Raw genomic sequence first — 15,381 nt, forward strand, 5'->3', positions numbered from 1 at the left:
CTGAGCCGCGATTGGGCCAACAGCAGCGAAATTCAAAGCGATGACACCGGAGGCATCCAGTGTTTTCCTGTATATTTGAACAGTATTAAAACATAAGCCTTCGCTGAGACCAACCCCTGCCCGGGTGAAAAACGTCACAGTGTTTTCAGAAACTCCGTAACCCCTTGCAGAACATACAAAACCGACTTGCGTCGCACCTGATCCCGGTCGCCGTCAAAGCACTGCATACTAGTTTCGATGCGGTCCGGGCCGGTGCCCCAGGCGAACCATACGGTGCCTACGGGCTTTTCATCACTGCCGCCATCTGGGCCGGCAATGCCGCTGATGGCCACAGCTATGTCAACGCCCGCAGCGCATATGGCACCGGCGACCATCTGGCGAACCACCGGCTCGCTCACCGCGCCATGTTCGGCGAGTACCGATTCTTCAACCCCCAGAATGGCCTGTTTCGCCTCATTGCTGTAGGTCACCAGCCCGGCCATCAGGTACGCAGACGACCCCGCCCGGTCAGTCAGTACTTTGGCCACCCAGCCGCCGGTGCAGCTTTCTGCAGTGGCGATGGTTTTTCCGTGCTCGGCGAGCCACTCGCCGAGCGTATTTCCAGCGCTCTCCAGTTGCTGATCAGAGGCCTGCATAACAATCTCCCTGTATCTGTTGCCAAACCCTTCGTTTCATCACGGGCATTATTTTCTTACAATCGCGACTTTCACCCAAAAGTACGATCAACCGGACAAATTCATGTCAGTAGCCCAAACCGATCTTTCCAAGCATACCCCCATGATGCAGCAGTATCTGAAGATCAAGCGGGAGCACCCGAACGAGCTGGTGTTCTATCGCATGGGCGATTTCTATGAGCTGTTCTACGACGACGCCAAGAAAGCAGCTGAGCTACTGGATATTACGCTGACGGCCCGCGGCCAGTCCGGGGGCAACCCCATCCCCATGGCCGGAGTGCCTTTCCATGCAGCTGAGGGCTACATTGCCCGCATGGTGCGCGCAGGTCAATCCATCGCCATTGCTGAGCAAATTGGCGACCCGGCCACCAGTAAGGGGCCGGTTGATCGCCAGGTGGTGCGCGTGGTTACACCCGGTACCCTGAGCGATGAAGCGTTTCTGGAAGACCGCCGCGATAACCTGTTGGTCGCAATTTTCAGCCATAAAGAGCAGTTCGGATTCGCATCGCTGGACATTTCCAGTGGTCGGTTTGCCGTCGCGGAACTTGAGAGCCTGGAAGCTCTTCAAGGGGAGCTCCAACGCCTTCGACCGGCGGAGATTCTGATCAGTGAGGACTTCCCTTACAGCGAAGTGCTGGAGGGCTTCACCGGGATTCGTCGCCAAGGCCCCTGGCTGTTTGAGATGGATTCCGCCCGGCGGGTAATCACTCAGCAGCTACAGGTCAAAGACCTGACCGGTTTCGGCTGCGAAGACCTGCACCTGGCAATCTGCGCGGCCGGCTGCCTTCTGCAGTACGCCCGGGAAACCCAGCGTACCGCCCTGCCCCACATCCGCAAACTGACCCGCGAGCGTCGGGAAGATGCGGTGATCCTGGATGCCGCCAGCCGCCGCAACCTGGAAATCGATACCAATCTGATGGGTGGCCAGCAGTACACCCTGGCCTGGGTCATGGACCGCACAGCCACGGCCATGGGAGCCCGTGAGCTGCGCCGCTGGTTGAACCGGCCGCTCAGGAATGTGGAGGTTGTGCGCCAGCGCCAGCAGGCGGTGTCGGCTTTGCTCGACGGCTTCCATTACGAGCCAATCCACGATCTGCTCAAGCAGGTGGGTGATATCGAGAGGATTCTGGCCCGAGTCGCGCTGCGTTCCGCCCGTCCCCGGGACCTCGCACGCCTGCGGGATGCGTTCCAGACCTTACCGGGGCTGCAGGAGGCCCTGAAGCCCGTAAACTCACATCACCTGGTGAAGCTGGCCACGGTAATTGGCGAATACCCGGAGCTGGCTGACCTGCTCGAGCGGGCGATTATCGAGAACCCGCCCGTGGTGATCCGGGATGGCGGTGTAATTCGCGAAGGCTTTGATGAGGAGTTGGACGAGCTACGCAACATCAGCGAGAACGCTGGCCAGTATCTGCTGGATGTGGAAACCCGCGAGCGCGAACGCACCGGCATTTCCACCCTGAAAGTGGGCTATAACCGGGTGCACGGTTACTACATCGAAATCAGCCGGGCCCAGTCAGACCAGGCGCCAGTGGACTACATCCGCCGCCAGACCCTGAAAAACGCCGAGCGGTTCATCACGCCGGAACTGAAAGAGTTTGAAGACAAGGCCCTGAGCGCCAAGAGCCGGGCCCTGGCCCGGGAAAAAGGCCTGTATGACGACGTACTGGAAACCGTCGCCGAGCAGTTGGCACCGCTGCAGGACGCCGCCCAGGCCCTGGCGGAACTGGATGTGCTCAGCAACTTTGCCGAGCGGGCCACCAGCCTGCGTTTCACCGCCCCGGAGTTCACCGAGCAGCCGGGTTTTGATGTGGAAGAGGGCCGCCACCCGGTGGTAGAGCAACTGCTGGACGAGCCCTTCGTACCGAACAACCTGCTGATGGACGCCAGGCGGCGCATGCTGGTGATCACCGGCCCGAACATGGGTGGTAAGTCCACCTACATGCGCCAGGCCGCGTTGATAGCCCTGCTCGCCTACACCGGCAGCTTTGTACCTGCTAACCGGGCGGTACTGGGGCCGGTAGACCGGATATTCACCCGCATGGGCTCTTCCGATGACATTGCCGGCGGCCGCTCCACCTTTATGGTGGAAATGACCGAAACCGCCAATATCCTGCACAATGCCACCGAGCACAGCCTTGTGCTGATGGATGAGGTGGGCCGTGGGACCAGTACTTTTGACGGCCTGTCGCTGGCCTGGGCCACGGCTGAGCACCTGGCCAGGGACATTCGCTGCTACACCCTGTTCGCCACCCACTACTTCGAACTGACCCAACTGGCGGATGACCTGGAACATGCGGTGAATGTTCACCTGACCGCCACCGAGCACGACGACTCCATCGTTTTCCTGCACAATGTGCACGATGGCCCGGCTAGCCAGAGTTATGGCCTGCAAGTGGCCAAACTGGCGGGCGTGCCCCAGGATGTGATTCGTAATGCCAAGGCGCAGCTAGCGCATCTGGAAGGCAGCGCCGGCCCGTCCAATGGAACGACAAGCGGTGCCGCTGCAACGCCATCACCAGCCCCCAAAACGGCTAAACAACCGGCTGCCGTGGAGTCGGTGTTTCAGGGCGATATGTTTGCCAGCGCGGAGCCGAGCGTTGTAGAGGACGCCTTGCAACAACTGGACATTGATGGGCTTTCACCACGGGATGCCCTCAATCAGCTCTATGAGCTGAAAGCTTTGCTGGCAAAATAACAGGAAACTGGGCCAAACTTGATCTGTGTAATAAGGTTATAGCAGCCCAACGCTTGCGGCTGCGGGGGGCGCTCCCTACAATATCGCGCACAAAATTATAGATGGGGCCGGAACATCAGGGCTCCTGATGAGACCGATTACTTTACGAACCAGGGATCTGACTATGGCGTTTATCGTTACTGATAACTGCATCAAGTGCAAATACACCGACTGCGTGGAAGTCTGCCCGGTGGACTGCTTCTACGAAGGCCCCAACTTTCTGGTAATTGACCCGGACGAGTGCATTGATTGCGCCCTGTGCGAGCCCGAGTGTCCGGCCGAGGCCATCTTCTCTGAGGACGAACTGCCGGCTGGGCAGGAGGCCTTCGTTGAGATTAACGCCGAACTGGCCGGCAAATGGCCGAATATTACCGAGAAGAAAGACCCTCTGCCAGATGCGGAAGAGTGGGACGGCAAGCCCAACAAACTTCAGTACCTGGAGCGCTGATCACCTCGGGCGATACCGCTGCAACACAAAGGCCGGACGATGTTACTCGTCCGGCCTTTTTGTTTGAGCCCGTGCATGGCAGGGCTCTGGGGCATGTATAAATCGGGACAGGCTAAACCAGCAGTTTCCTGGCTGCTGCAGAACCATAGAATGCTCCCAAGCGCCGGCGCACCAGCGCCTCCAGGTAGCCCTCCTCGGCTAACACTTCCACGATCGGCAGGGCCAGGGACTCAACTTCGGTAACAATAACCTCTCGCGTCACTCCCACATCCTGCAGAAGATCCATGACCGGGCGATCGCCATACTTGGCAAAAAGATGCTCCACCACGGCCCTGGCGCAGCCTTCGAAGTAGCCGGTTTTCCGGAAATTCAGCCAAAACTCGTAACCCAACACCACGAACTCCTGCAACTCCACGTCACCCAGCCCCTCTTTAAGCTCGGCGATGGTGCGGCCTTCCAGGGACACCCAGGCAGCCATCACGGTATCTCTCAGCTCATCATCAGACAGCGCCTTGTTCAGGAATTGCTCACTGCGAGCAATCAACCCCGGCAAACTGTCTGCCAGCCAGGCCTTGATGCGCCGTTCAAACGTCTCGTCCAACCCCGGCACCGCCTTGTTGGCCATTTTCTTGCCAAACTTCATCATCGAACCAACCCCAGGTACGGAGCGGGTGATCAGATTGTCTTCATAGAGGTAGTTGACCAGGCCGTGATATACCACGTTGGAAACCAGCTCCTGGTACACCGGATGGGCCATGATTTCTGCGATAATGCGCTCACGCTGGTGGCGTAGCTCCAGGGCTTCTTCGATAAAGCCACTGGCCTGATCGCGAGTGAGAATGTCGCCAAGGACTGTGTCAGACTGGACCGGCGCATTCATTACCTCGGTTGCCATTTCGGCAGCCAGCTCCGGGATGCCAGCATCCAACTCCATGTCCACGACGATACGCTGAATCACACCCATTATCTGGTCTGCACTAACCAGCCGGTTCAGGGTGACACTGTCCGCGTGATTAAGCAGTTCACCTACCTCGTTCTCGAGAAACTTTTTCAGCTTTGCTCCTTTCAGGGCAGACATTTCATGTTTGACGTGCGCTTCCAACAAGGTATCGGCAAGGCTTTGCTTTGTCATAAACCGGACATCCTTTTGACTGGGATCCTGAACGTTGTCAACGAGGCTAACACGAACTGGCCGGTTGCGGGTTCGCCGGAATTACCCCGGGAAGGGCGACGCGCGGCCAGTCGGGACCGACTGGCCAGGGGGCTACTGGAAATCGTTGAAGGTATGGGGCTCGGCGGCCAGAGCCAGGCAGATACTGCCCGGGCCTACATAGATGGCACTGGTAATGCCCATCTGTGACAGCAATAACTCCACCCCATTACTTTCGCAGGCATCACGCAGGCGGTTCAGGCCAGGCAGGTCTTCGATTTCCGTCCAGCTCAACCCGCAGGACAAGCTGACGTAAGGCGTTAATAAACCGGCTTCAACCCGGGCAACCGCGTAATTCATCACCTTCTCGACCGCCATATCAAAGCTGCGGGTTTTGACCACTGGCTTGCCCTCAGCGCCCTGCCCAAATATGACCGGAATGATATTCAGGGCCTTGCCCAGGAACGCCGCCAAAGCCGAAACGCTCTTGTCGCCACGGCGTCGGGCCCGCTCGCGGATATAGTGAAGATCTCTGGGGATCACACAGGTATAGATCTTGTCGGTAAACGTCTCGACCTCATGCCGAAGGGCATTCTTGGAAAGCTTTTGCTCAATCAGTTTCAGAGTATGGGCTGCCAGCAAACCCTGCCCGGCAAAGATCTGCTTACTGTCGATCACCCGCATGGAGAACTTGCCATCCCGGCCAGCGGCCTTACGGGCCTCCTCGTAATGAGCCATGACGGAGTTCATGGCTTCCGCGGCATTCTGGAAAATCTGGCTACGGCTTTTGGTGACGGTTTCGCAGATGGCCACATCGAACTCGGTCACAATCTTTTCCATGAACAAGTCATGGATCTGTTCGGCAGTGTAGGCTTTGGTTTCCGCTTCATGACCCTTGCCCAACAGGCCACTTTGATAAAACTCCTGAGTACGAACCGGACAATGTTTATCGGTGTAGGTCTGGCCGTCGATAATCGCGGTTACCGGCAGAACGAACAGGTCGTGCTTCCGGGCAAATTCATAGGGAAGGTCACAGGCGGAATCTACAATCAGGCCAACGCGCATGCTGTGTGTCTCCGGGTGCGGGCAACACCTCATCTGGGCATGCCCTTTATTGTCATTATTTTTGTCGCGCTACAGTCTTGCACAGATTGGTGAAAATTTCAGCACCCACCTCAGGCTGTCAAACCTCCAGTTCTCTCAGGTTATCTTCCAATAGTCGCCGGTTGTCTTGCTGCCATGGGTGGAAATCTTTCCGGAAATAGGCCAGAAATTCGGGCAGGCACTTGCGCAGAACGCCGGGCTTACCCCAGAGAAAATTCAGCCCGCCTAACCAGGTTTTCAGACTCCAGAGTTTGCCATCCGTCTTCAGCAGGCTGCAGGTGTTGATGAAGGTGTACTTGAAGAAATTCCAGGTGACAAACAAAAAGACAATCCGGCGCAACCGCTCGTTGCCAACGCAAGCCCGGTACACGTCGAAAGCCACCGACTTGTGCTCGGTTTCCTCGATGGCATGCCAGCGCCACAACCGTTGCATTGTCGGCGTAGCGCCCTCCATCCACTCGGGATGGCTGAGAATGGCGTTGGCCAGCACGGCGGTGTAGTGCTCTGCCCCGCAGGTTCCCGCCAGTTGCCGACTTGGCGGCAGTCGGCCCACCCACTCCATATGTTTCTGGAACCGTCTGTCCAGGGCATCGATATCATACCCTCGGGCCTTCAGCGCTTCGTTGTAGTCCTTGTGCTCCCGGCTGTGCAGCGCTTCCTGGCCGATAAAGCCTTTGATTTCTTCTTTGAGTTTCGGGTCGGTGATCTGGTCCCGGTACAGGCGAACGGCGTTGATGAATTGCTGCTCGCCATCGGGAAACTGAAGGGACAAGGCATTGAAAAATGCCGTGCGGAAGGCATCGTTGCCGTGCCAAAGGGTTTTCAACTCGTCACGAACATCAAAACGCAGATGCCTGGGTTTGACGGCGACGCCGTCCGGTGTGGAACTGATGGTCATTCCGGCCCCCTGTTGTCGGTTTGTTGTTATTGAAGCACTCGACATTGGATAAATTTTCACCAGTTAAGACAGTGTACCCCCGTGTTCCGGATAACTGGAAGGGGCCAGCCTGAAAAATTCGACAATTTGTCATGAAATGACAAATTGTCAGCACACTTTTACAAACAAAAAAAGGGAGGCATCTAGCCTCCCAAGGACACACAGTGGGTTGGTGCCGCCATCGTCATAACGGCACCGGGTTTAGTGTTACTCGCTCTTCTCGGCGCCCGGGGCCTCCGGGTCAGAGGTAAACTTCAGCAGATGCGTACGCTCAATCAGGTAGTAGAGGATGGCACCGGTGGCCAGGCCCCAGCCTGCACCGTACACCGCCAGGACCACACCCATGGTGCCGGCAATGCCTCGCTCGGTGTTGTTCTCCAGTTGCTCCAGGCCCACCATCAGACAGATGTAACCGGTCAGCAGCAGGGTCAGCGACAGCGCAATCGGCAGAACCGGCTGGAAAAAGCTCACCAGCGGCAGAACAAACAGCGCGATAAAGCCGGTAATCCAGAAGGTGCCACCACCACTGTAAATGGAATCCATGGCGTTGCGGCCGTACTTGTAGCGCTCTGCCATGGTGGCCGTGACCGCCGTCCAGATCGGGCCTGCCAGGCCAGGGTACGGAGCGAAGAAGGCGTGGCCACCATTTCGGATAGCGGTTACCAGGTGAACACGGTCGATGCTGTTGTCGATGTCTTCATCTTTACGCAGGTGGTCCACACGATTCATCAGGGACTGACCCACGACGATATCGCCGAAGGCAATCACGTAAGCGATGACCGCGGTCGGAATCGCATACAGGAAGATATTCAGATCCGGGAAGCCAACGGTAAATGGCAAGTAGTTCCACAGTTGATCAAAAGCGGGCTTGGTGATACCCCACTGCACATCCGGTACGGCGTATTCACCAGTGGCAAAACCTACCAGAATGGCAACAACCATACCCGGTACCATGCCGTAGTTGGCAATCTTGCGAGCGATGTTGCTCTTGTCAACGAAACCCTTGAAAGACACTGAAAACATCAGGTACAGACAGACCAGGCCACCGACAATCAGGGAGATTGGCGTGTTGGCCAGACGACCACCGGCTTCGATTTCACCCATCAGGGCCGCAATACCGGCACCGATAATGATCCCGCCCTTCATGGAGCGTGGAATCCACTCAACCAGTTTACTGCCCAGGCGGGTAACACCCAGAACCAGGAAGATCAGGAACACCAGGAACTGCAAGGCGAACAGCGCCTGGATTGCCTCAGGGCCGGGCTCGTAGTCCGAGAGGAACAGCAAAACCACAGGAATGCCCGGGGTAATCCAGCCGGGGACCAGGGGCACGCCCAGCAGGGCCGGCAGCATGAAGCCAATACCGCAGATAACCACATAAGCCAGGGCAACCTCGTAAGGCACACCAAGGTAGGTTTCAAGCAGGGGAATCATCGCCAGGCTGACCACAAACATGATCAGGGCCTGGACCATCTCCGCGAACTCCCAGCGATAGTGGACGAACGGCAAACGGATCTTGAAGGGGCCGGCCGGCCAGAACGGCTGTTCTTCGCCGTTTTTTCTGTGGAACATTTGCATTACATTACCTCCGCGCACACCGGTTTAGGGTGCCAGTCAATGTTGTTTTTGTGACGAGGTGTGGCGGCACCGAAGGGTGCCGCCGTTCGGGGATCAATTCAGCTCTTTGGCCTGGTCCCGCAGTACGAATTTCTGGATCTTGCCTGTGGATGTTTTCGGCAGTTCCGAGAAGACCACGGTTTTGGGCACCTTGAATCGTGCCAGGTGCTCGCGGCAGAAATTGATGATGTCTTCTTCAGACACATCCCCTGCCTCTGGCTTGAGGGTGATGAAGGCACAGGGCGTTTCACCCCATTTCTCATCCGGCCGGGCAACCACCGCCGCTTCCATCACCGCCGGGTGGCGGTAAAGGGTGTCTTCCACCTCGATGGTGGAGATGTTCTCACCACCGGAGATGATGATGTCTTTCAGGCGGTCCTTGATTTCCATGTAGCCGTCTTCGTGCCACACGGCCAGGTCACCGGTATGGAACCAACCACCCCGGAAGGCTTCCTCCGTGGCACTCGGGTTCTTCAGATAACCTTTCATCACGGTGTTGCCGCGCAGGAAGATCTCGCCGATGGTCTTGCCGTCTTTCGGGACCGGCTGCATGGTGTTGGGGTCAGCCACCATGGTACCGCCCAGGGTGTGATAACGAACGCCCTGGCGCGCCTTGATCTGGGCACGCTCACGCAACGGCAGTTCATCCCATTCTGACTTCCAGGCACACACGGTAACCGGGCCGTACACTTCGGTCAGGCCGTAGACGTGAGTTACCTTGATGCCCATCTCCTCGATGGAACCAATCACCTGAGCGGGAGGCGCAGCGCCGGCGGTCATGGACTTCACTTCGTGGTCGATACCGGCTTTGGCTTCCGGGGATGCATTCAGCAGCGCGTTCAGTACGATCGGCGCACCACACATGTGGGTAACCTGGTGATCACGAATCAGCTGCAGAATCTTCTCCGGGTCTACCCGACGCAGGCACACGTGGGTGCCCGCCATGGCCGTTATGGTCCAGGGGAAACACCAGCCGTTGCAGTGGAACATCGGCAGGGTCCACAGGTACACGGGGTGCATGCCCATGGACCACACGGTCTGGTTACCCAGGGCATTGATATAAGCCCCACGGTGGTGATACACCACACCTTTGGGGTTACCTGTTGTGCCGGAGGTGTAGTTCAGGGATATCGCATCCCACTCATCGGCAGGGAAACTCCACTGAAACTCGGGGTCACCCTCCTGCAGGAAGGCTTCGTAGTCGAGATCACTGACCTGAACGCCCTCACCGTACTCAGGATCGTCCACATCAATCACCAGGGGCTTGTGCTCAAGGTGGCGCACCGCATCTTTCACTACCTGGCCGAATTCGCGGTCGGCAATCACGACTTTCGCCTCACCATGCTCCAGCATGAAGGCAATGGCCTCGGCATCCAGGCGCACGTTCAGGGTGTTCAGTACCGCGCCGATCATGGGCACGCCAAAGTGGCATTCCACCATGGCCGGAATGTTAGACAGCATCACCGCCACTGTGTCTCCGCGGCCGATCCCCCGGCCTTTCAGGGCAGACGCCAGACGCCGGCACCGGTCATAGGTTTCGGCCCAGTTACGGCGGATGGCACCATGGATGATGGCGGGATAATCCGGGTACACACTGGCGGTGCGCTCGATAAAATCAACGGGGGATTGGACTGCGTAGTTGGCATCCCGGGGCGAAAGGCCCTGGTCGAAGATCGAAGTCATTGGTGTGGTCCTCTAACTCGAATGTTGTTCTTATGGCATATTCAGAAGAATAGCCAAAGCAGCTATACTTCAAATTGCCCGAGATGGTAGAAGATAGAAAAAATACTAGAAACTCTACCATGGTATTATAGGATAATTACTATAACCTTATGGCCAACAGAAAGAACTCCAGTAGTTTCAGCCAACTAATACCCAATGATCCGCAGCCGACTCTCATTGTCAGTCGCAAATTAGAGGTGCTGGCCAGCAATAAAGCTGCTGATACCCTGACACTCCAAGCAAAGCTGAACCGCCCGGAACAGTTGTTGCCGATAAACGCGACGGCTCTGGCCAACTCGGCCCTGGACCAGGCGCGGGCCATTGAAGCCGTGGAATCCCGGTTTGCCGACCACATCTTCCTGTGGAGTTTCATTCCGGACTTAGAGAACCAGCAGGTACTGGTTCGGGGCCGGAACGCCACAAACGATATTCTTTCCTTGGAAGAGGCCGTTCGCTCCAATCGGCTGTACCGGCTGATTACCGAAAACACCACAGACCTGATCTCGCGGCACGCCCCGGACGGGCGCTTCATCGATGCCACGCCGGCGTCCTGGCGCCTGCTGGGTTACTGGCCTGAAGAGCTTCGGGGCAAGGCCCTGGAAGAAGTGTTCCAGGGGGAAAATGTAGCCGAGCAACTGGCCCTGACTCGCCACCGGCTGCGGGAAGACGGCTACGCCACCATGACGCTGGAGATTATTCACCGCAATGGCAGCCGCCGCTGGTTCGAAATTGCCAGCCGCGCCATCCGGGAGACCTATACCGGCGCCGTGGTTGAGGTGATCAGCGTATCCCGTGACATCACCGCGCGGGTGGAATCGGAAGAACAGAACCGGCTGCTGGCAGATGAGCTGGCGCACACCGCTCGCCTGGCAACCCTGGGTGAGCTGGCTTCCAGCATTGCCCATGAGATGAATCAGCCACTGGCATCGATTGTGAATTTCGCATCCGCCAGCCAGCGCTTTCTCAAGGAAGCGGACCAACATCCCGAGAAGCTGTTGAAAGTTGACGACGGCCTCCAGAAGATCGTGCACCACGCCAATCGGGCCTCCGAGGTGATCAAACGTCTTCGGGCCTTCCTGCGTAAAGGTCAGAAACGCATGGGGCCGGTATCCCTGAACTCAGTGATCACCGAGGTTGCCCGTCTTTGCCAGTGGGAGGCGGAGAAGAATGGTGTCCGAATTTACGAGAACCTGGCCGCAGACTCCCCCACCATCACTGCGGACCCGGTGTTGCTTGAACAGGTGTTGATTAACCTGATCCGCAATGGCATAGAAGCCAATGCGGAAGCCGGAGCAGACAAAGACAGCGCTGGTCCCTCCCGGATTGTGGTCAGCACCTGCGTCAACGAACAACAGGAAACTCTGATTCAGGTCATCGATGAAGGCCCGGGGCTGGATGACGAAGGCATCCGCCAGATGTTCCAGCCGTTCTATACCAGCAAGGCCAAGGGGCTGGGGCTTGGGCTGTCCATGAGCCGTACCATCATTGAGGGATTTGGCGGCTTTCTGGATGCCACCCGCACAGACACCGGCGGCCTTTCGCTGATCTGCCGGTTCCCTCCCGGCAACACCCGATGCATCCACAAACCAACCCAGGAGTAAGCCCCCGATGTCTGGTACCACCCAGTCAAACGCCAACACCGTTTACGTTGTTGATGACGATGCCGGTATGCTGGAGTCAACCCAATGGCTGCTGGAATCGGTCGGGCTTGAGGTCAGAGCCTACAGCGATGGCCGGCAGTTTCTGGACGCCGTGGAAGACCAACGCCCCGGTTGCGTGATTCTGGATATCCGGATGCCCGGCCTTGGCGGGCTGAATGTTCAGGAAGAATTGCAGAAACGGGGTCTGGAGATACCGATTATTTTTGTCTCCGGCCATGCCGATGTGCCCATCGTGGTGCGCGCCTTCAAATCCGGTGCCTTCGACTTTATCGAGAAACCCTTCAACGAGCAGCTGCTGCTGGACAGCGTGCAACAGGCATTACAGTCACCCGCCAAGCCCGAGCCACCCGCTCGATCCGATGCCGATACCGAAGCGCTGATCAGCACCCTCACCCGCCGGGAACGGGATGTCTTCCTGCCCCTGGCCCAAGGCTACACCAGCAAGGAAATCGCCGAACAACTGGACGTCAGCGTCAAAACCATCGACCTGTATCGGGCCAGGGTAATGAAACGCCTGGGCGCCGAGCGGCTGCCGGATGTCACCGGCATTGCCATCGCAGCCGGGCTGCTGAACCCTGCAAATCTCAGAACCGGTCCGGGCTGACGCCGGACTGCACTTCCCGGGCGATGGCGCCCAGCCGATCAACCGCGGCTTCAATCCGGCCGGTCCAGGGATTGCCGCCGTTCAGCCGCAGGCAGTTGTCGAACTTGTTGGCGGTGGAGAACATCAGCCCCGGGGCAACGTTGATGTTTTCCCTCCGGGCCCGTTGGTAAACCTCGGTACCCGACACACCCTCCGGCAGCTGAACCCAGAGCACAAATCCGCCCTGGGGCCGGCTCACCGCTGTCCCTTCCGGAAAAGTTCTGGCAATGGCCGAGCGAAGCCGGTCTGTTGACTCTTTGTAGTGCTGCCGGGCCGAGCGGAGGTAACGGTCATAGCCACCCTGTTCCAGGAAATGGGCCACCGCCAGTTGCGGGATGGTCGATGTCGCCAGATTCACGAAATACTTGTGCTGCCGGGCAGCGGCCATGTGCCTGCCCGGGATCATCCAGCCAAGCCGAAGGCCCGGCGAGATGGTTTTGGAGAAGGAGCTGCAGTAAATCACGTTGTCGGCCTGGTCAAAGGCCTTGGCCGGGCGCGGGCGCTCGCCAGTATGGAAAAGGTCGCCGTAGATATCGTCTTCAATCAACGGCACCCCGGCGGCCGCCAGCATGGAAACCAGCTGTTGCTTGCGCTCGTCGCTCATCCGGGCACCCATGGGATTGCTGTGGTTTGGCACCACCACGCAGGCTTTCAAGGGCCACTGTTCCAGGGCAAGCTGCAGGCCTTCAAGACTGATGCCGTCTGACGGATGGGTGGGGATTTCAATCACCCGCAGGCCCACCACTTCCAGCGCCTGCAGGATGCCGGGAAACGAGGGTGACTCCACGGCGACGATATCCCCAGGCTGGGTCACCGCCCGCAGAGCCAGAATGATGGCCTCCTGGGCTCCGTTGGTGGCCAGCACATCATCTGGTGCAACGGGCACTCCGATGGTGGCCATTCGCTGCGCAATCTGGCGCCGGAACGACTCCTTACCGGGAAACGCATAGTCGAGGGTTTCCAGACCTCGCCTCGCCGCCCATAACGTGCTCTGCTGAATCTGCCGGACCGGCAGGTAGTCCGGGTGCGGAATGGCTGTGGCCAGAGGTACCATGCGCTTTTGTTCGTCGGCACACAGGTCCAGAGTCATTTCCCGGGCAGACACCGGTACCGGACGACTGCGCTGTTCGGTCATTCTTGGTTCCGGCAAGTCTCGGGCTGGCCGGCGAACGAAATATCCGCTGCGTTCCCGGGCCTGCAGGTAACCACGTGCTTCCAGAGTCTGGTGGGCCTGTAGCACGGTTGAAATACTGACACCGAACTGCCGGCTCAATACCCGCACACCAGGCACACGTTCCCCTTCCCGGTATACACCATCAAGGATCAGCGCCTGGAGCTGGTCCGCCACCTGGTTGTAGAGCATTCCCATTTTTGTTCTCTCCAGTGCTGTCCTCTCTGCGTTCTATTCCAACAGAACCGGCGCCACGATGAGCAGTACAGTTTCCCGACTTTTCAGGCAGTACAGTTTCCATTTTTCTGCATCTGTACCGATTCAATAGCACTGTAGCTGAATCTGTTATGGAAATCCGATGAAACCAATAATGGTTCCTGAATCAGAAAAGGAGTTTCATCATGGCAACCGCAACCATCCCGACCACCGCCCCTTTACTTCAACGCCCTGCTCATCGCGCCACTCGCAAGGACGTGTTGGGTCTTTATGCAACAGAGGAAGAACCACACCACAGCACCCTAATGACGGCGCTGCAGGCCCTGGCCAAAGAGGGCATTCGGGTGATCCCTGCGGGGCACGGCCATTGGGTACTGCGAGGCCAAAGCCCCTTGCCCGAAATTCACTGTTACAGTGCCCAGGAACTCCGGAGAATCGCAGCGTCACCCGCAAGACACCTTTTACAAACAGCCCACAAGGACACGCCATGAAGACCGATATCTATCAGGTGGATGCTTTTACCAACGAACTGTTCCGGGGTAATCCTGCGGCGGTGATGCCGCTAAAGAGCTGGCTGCCGGAGCAACAGATGCAGGCCATTGCGTTGGAGAACAACCTGTCAGAAACCGCCTTTCTGGTGCCGCTCCCGGAGCAGGATGACGGCGACTTTCACGTACGCTGGTTCACCCCGACAGTGGAGGTTCCCTTGTGCGGCCACGCCACCCTGGCCTCTGCCTGGGTGGTGTTCAATCGTCTTGACTGGCAGCGGGATACGGTTCGTTTCCAGTCGAAAAGCGGCCCCCTGGCGGTTACTCGCCGTTCCGATGACTGGCTGGAACTGGACTTTCCCAACCTGGCCTTTCAATCCGGGCCAACGCCGGAGCTGATCCGAAAAGCGTTGGCAAGGGCTCCTGAACAAGCCTTCTATGTGCCAAACGACACCAACTACATGGTCATTCTGGATTCAGAAACTGCCGTGGCCGAAGCTGCCCCGAATCTGGCATTGCTGGCGGAGCTGGGCAATCAGGGGCTGATTGTTACCGCGCCCGGCACAGAATGCGATTTTGTCAGCCGTTACTTCGCCCCCGGAGCAGGTATCGACGAAGACCCGGTAACCGGCTCCATCCACAGCGTGCTGGTGCCTTACTGGGCAGAACGCCTGGGTAAACAAACGCTGGAAGCCCGCCAGCTCTCCGCCCGCGGTGGCGTTCTGCGATGCGAGCTCAGAGGTAACCGGGTAGCCATTGCCGGCCAGGCGGCGTTTTACATGGAAGGGTCCGTGTACCTGCCCTGAGGCTGAT

At 58.0% G+C, this 15,381-nt stretch carries 13 protein-coding genes; 6 read left to right on the forward strand and 7 right to left on the reverse strand.

Annotated elements, in window-relative coordinates; genetic code table 11:
- Positions 1-134: 134 nt before the first annotated feature.
- Entirely contained in the window at positions 135-635 is a 501-nt protein-coding gene (gene pncC, locus ABIE59_RS03050; RefSeq protein WP_354444115.1) for a nicotinamide-nucleotide amidase, read from the reverse strand.
- 103 nt (positions 636-738) lie between these two features.
- On the opposite strand from pncC, the gene mutS reads away from it, so the two are divergent.
- Positions 739-3,372: a DNA mismatch repair protein MutS gene (mutS, locus tag ABIE59_RS03055; protein WP_354444117.1), complete on the forward strand. Its 2,634-nt coding sequence runs from the start codon at positions 739-741 to the stop codon at positions 3,370-3,372.
- Positions 3,373-3,535: 163 nt separating this feature from the next.
- Positions 3,536-3,859 carry a ferredoxin FdxA gene (gene fdxA, locus ABIE59_RS03060; protein WP_058093108.1) on the forward strand — a complete coding sequence of 108 codons (324 nt, stop codon included), beginning with the start codon at positions 3,536-3,538 and terminating at the stop codon, positions 3,857-3,859.
- A gap of 112 nt (positions 3,860-3,971) precedes the next feature.
- On the opposite strand, the gene ABIE59_RS03065 is transcribed toward fdxA, so the two are convergent.
- From ABIE59_RS03065 to ABIE59_RS03085, 5 genes are all read right to left on the reverse strand, one after another.
- Complete coding sequence (locus ABIE59_RS03065; RefSeq protein WP_354444119.1) at positions 3,972-4,991, reverse strand: hypothetical protein; 1,020 nt, start codon at positions 4,989-4,991, stop codon at positions 3,972-3,974.
- Between the two features lie 132 nt (positions 4,992-5,123).
- Positions 5,124-6,074, reverse strand: a complete 951-nt coding sequence (locus ABIE59_RS03070; protein ID WP_354444121.1) for a DegV family protein — start codon at positions 6,072-6,074, stop codon at positions 5,124-5,126.
- A gap of 118 nt (positions 6,075-6,192) precedes the next feature.
- The gene (locus ABIE59_RS03075; protein ID WP_354444123.1) at positions 6,193-7,011 is read right to left on the reverse strand and encodes a metal-dependent hydrolase; all 819 of its coding nucleotides are present in this window, start codon (positions 7,009-7,011) and stop codon (positions 6,193-6,195) included.
- Between the two features lie 246 nt (positions 7,012-7,257).
- The gene (locus ABIE59_RS03080) at positions 7,258-8,628 is read right to left on the reverse strand and encodes a solute carrier family 23 protein (RefSeq protein ID WP_354444125.1); all 1,371 of its coding nucleotides are present in this window, start codon (positions 8,626-8,628) and stop codon (positions 7,258-7,260) included.
- Between the two features lie 93 nt (positions 8,629-8,721).
- Positions 8,722-10,350: an acyl-CoA synthetase gene (locus ABIE59_RS03085; RefSeq protein ID WP_354444127.1), complete on the reverse strand. Its 1,629-nt coding sequence runs from the start codon at positions 10,348-10,350 to the stop codon at positions 8,722-8,724.
- A gap of 149 nt (positions 10,351-10,499) precedes the next feature.
- Between ABIE59_RS03085 and ABIE59_RS03090 the strand changes: the two genes are divergently transcribed.
- Positions 10,500-11,990: a sensor histidine kinase gene (locus tag ABIE59_RS03090; RefSeq protein WP_354444129.1), complete on the forward strand. Its 1,491-nt coding sequence runs from the start codon at positions 10,500-10,502 to the stop codon at positions 11,988-11,990.
- A gap of 7 nt (positions 11,991-11,997) precedes the next feature.
- Positions 11,998-12,654 (forward strand): response regulator transcription factor, encoded by a 657-nt coding sequence (locus tag ABIE59_RS03095; protein ID WP_354444131.1) that lies wholly within the window; start codon positions 11,998-12,000, stop codon positions 12,652-12,654.
- On the opposite strand, the gene ABIE59_RS03100 is transcribed toward ABIE59_RS03095, so the two are convergent.
- Positions 12,635-14,062, reverse strand: coding sequence for an aminotransferase-like domain-containing protein (locus ABIE59_RS03100; protein WP_354444133.1), 1,428 nt, complete (start codon positions 14,060-14,062; stop codon positions 12,635-12,637). The genes ABIE59_RS03095 and ABIE59_RS03100 overlap by 20 nt on opposite strands.
- A gap of 203 nt (positions 14,063-14,265) precedes the next feature.
- On the opposite strand from ABIE59_RS03100, the gene ABIE59_RS03105 reads away from it, so the two are divergent.
- Together ABIE59_RS03105 and ABIE59_RS03110 are read left to right on the forward strand one after the other, a co-directional pair.
- Positions 14,266-14,571: a hypothetical protein gene (locus ABIE59_RS03105; protein WP_354444135.1), complete on the forward strand. Its 306-nt coding sequence runs from the start codon at positions 14,266-14,268 to the stop codon at positions 14,569-14,571.
- Positions 14,568-15,374 carry a PhzF family phenazine biosynthesis protein gene (locus ABIE59_RS03110; protein WP_354444137.1) on the forward strand — a complete coding sequence of 269 codons (807 nt, stop codon included), beginning with the start codon at positions 14,568-14,570 and terminating at the stop codon, positions 15,372-15,374. The genes ABIE59_RS03105 and ABIE59_RS03110 overlap by 4 nt, the downstream gene beginning before the upstream one ends.
- Positions 15,375-15,381 lie beyond the last annotated feature (7 nt).

Origin of the sequence: Marinobacter sp. MBR-99, from assembly GCF_040547575.1 — a bacterium.
Taxonomy (GTDB): Bacteria; Pseudomonadota; Gammaproteobacteria; order Pseudomonadales; family Oleiphilaceae; genus Marinobacter.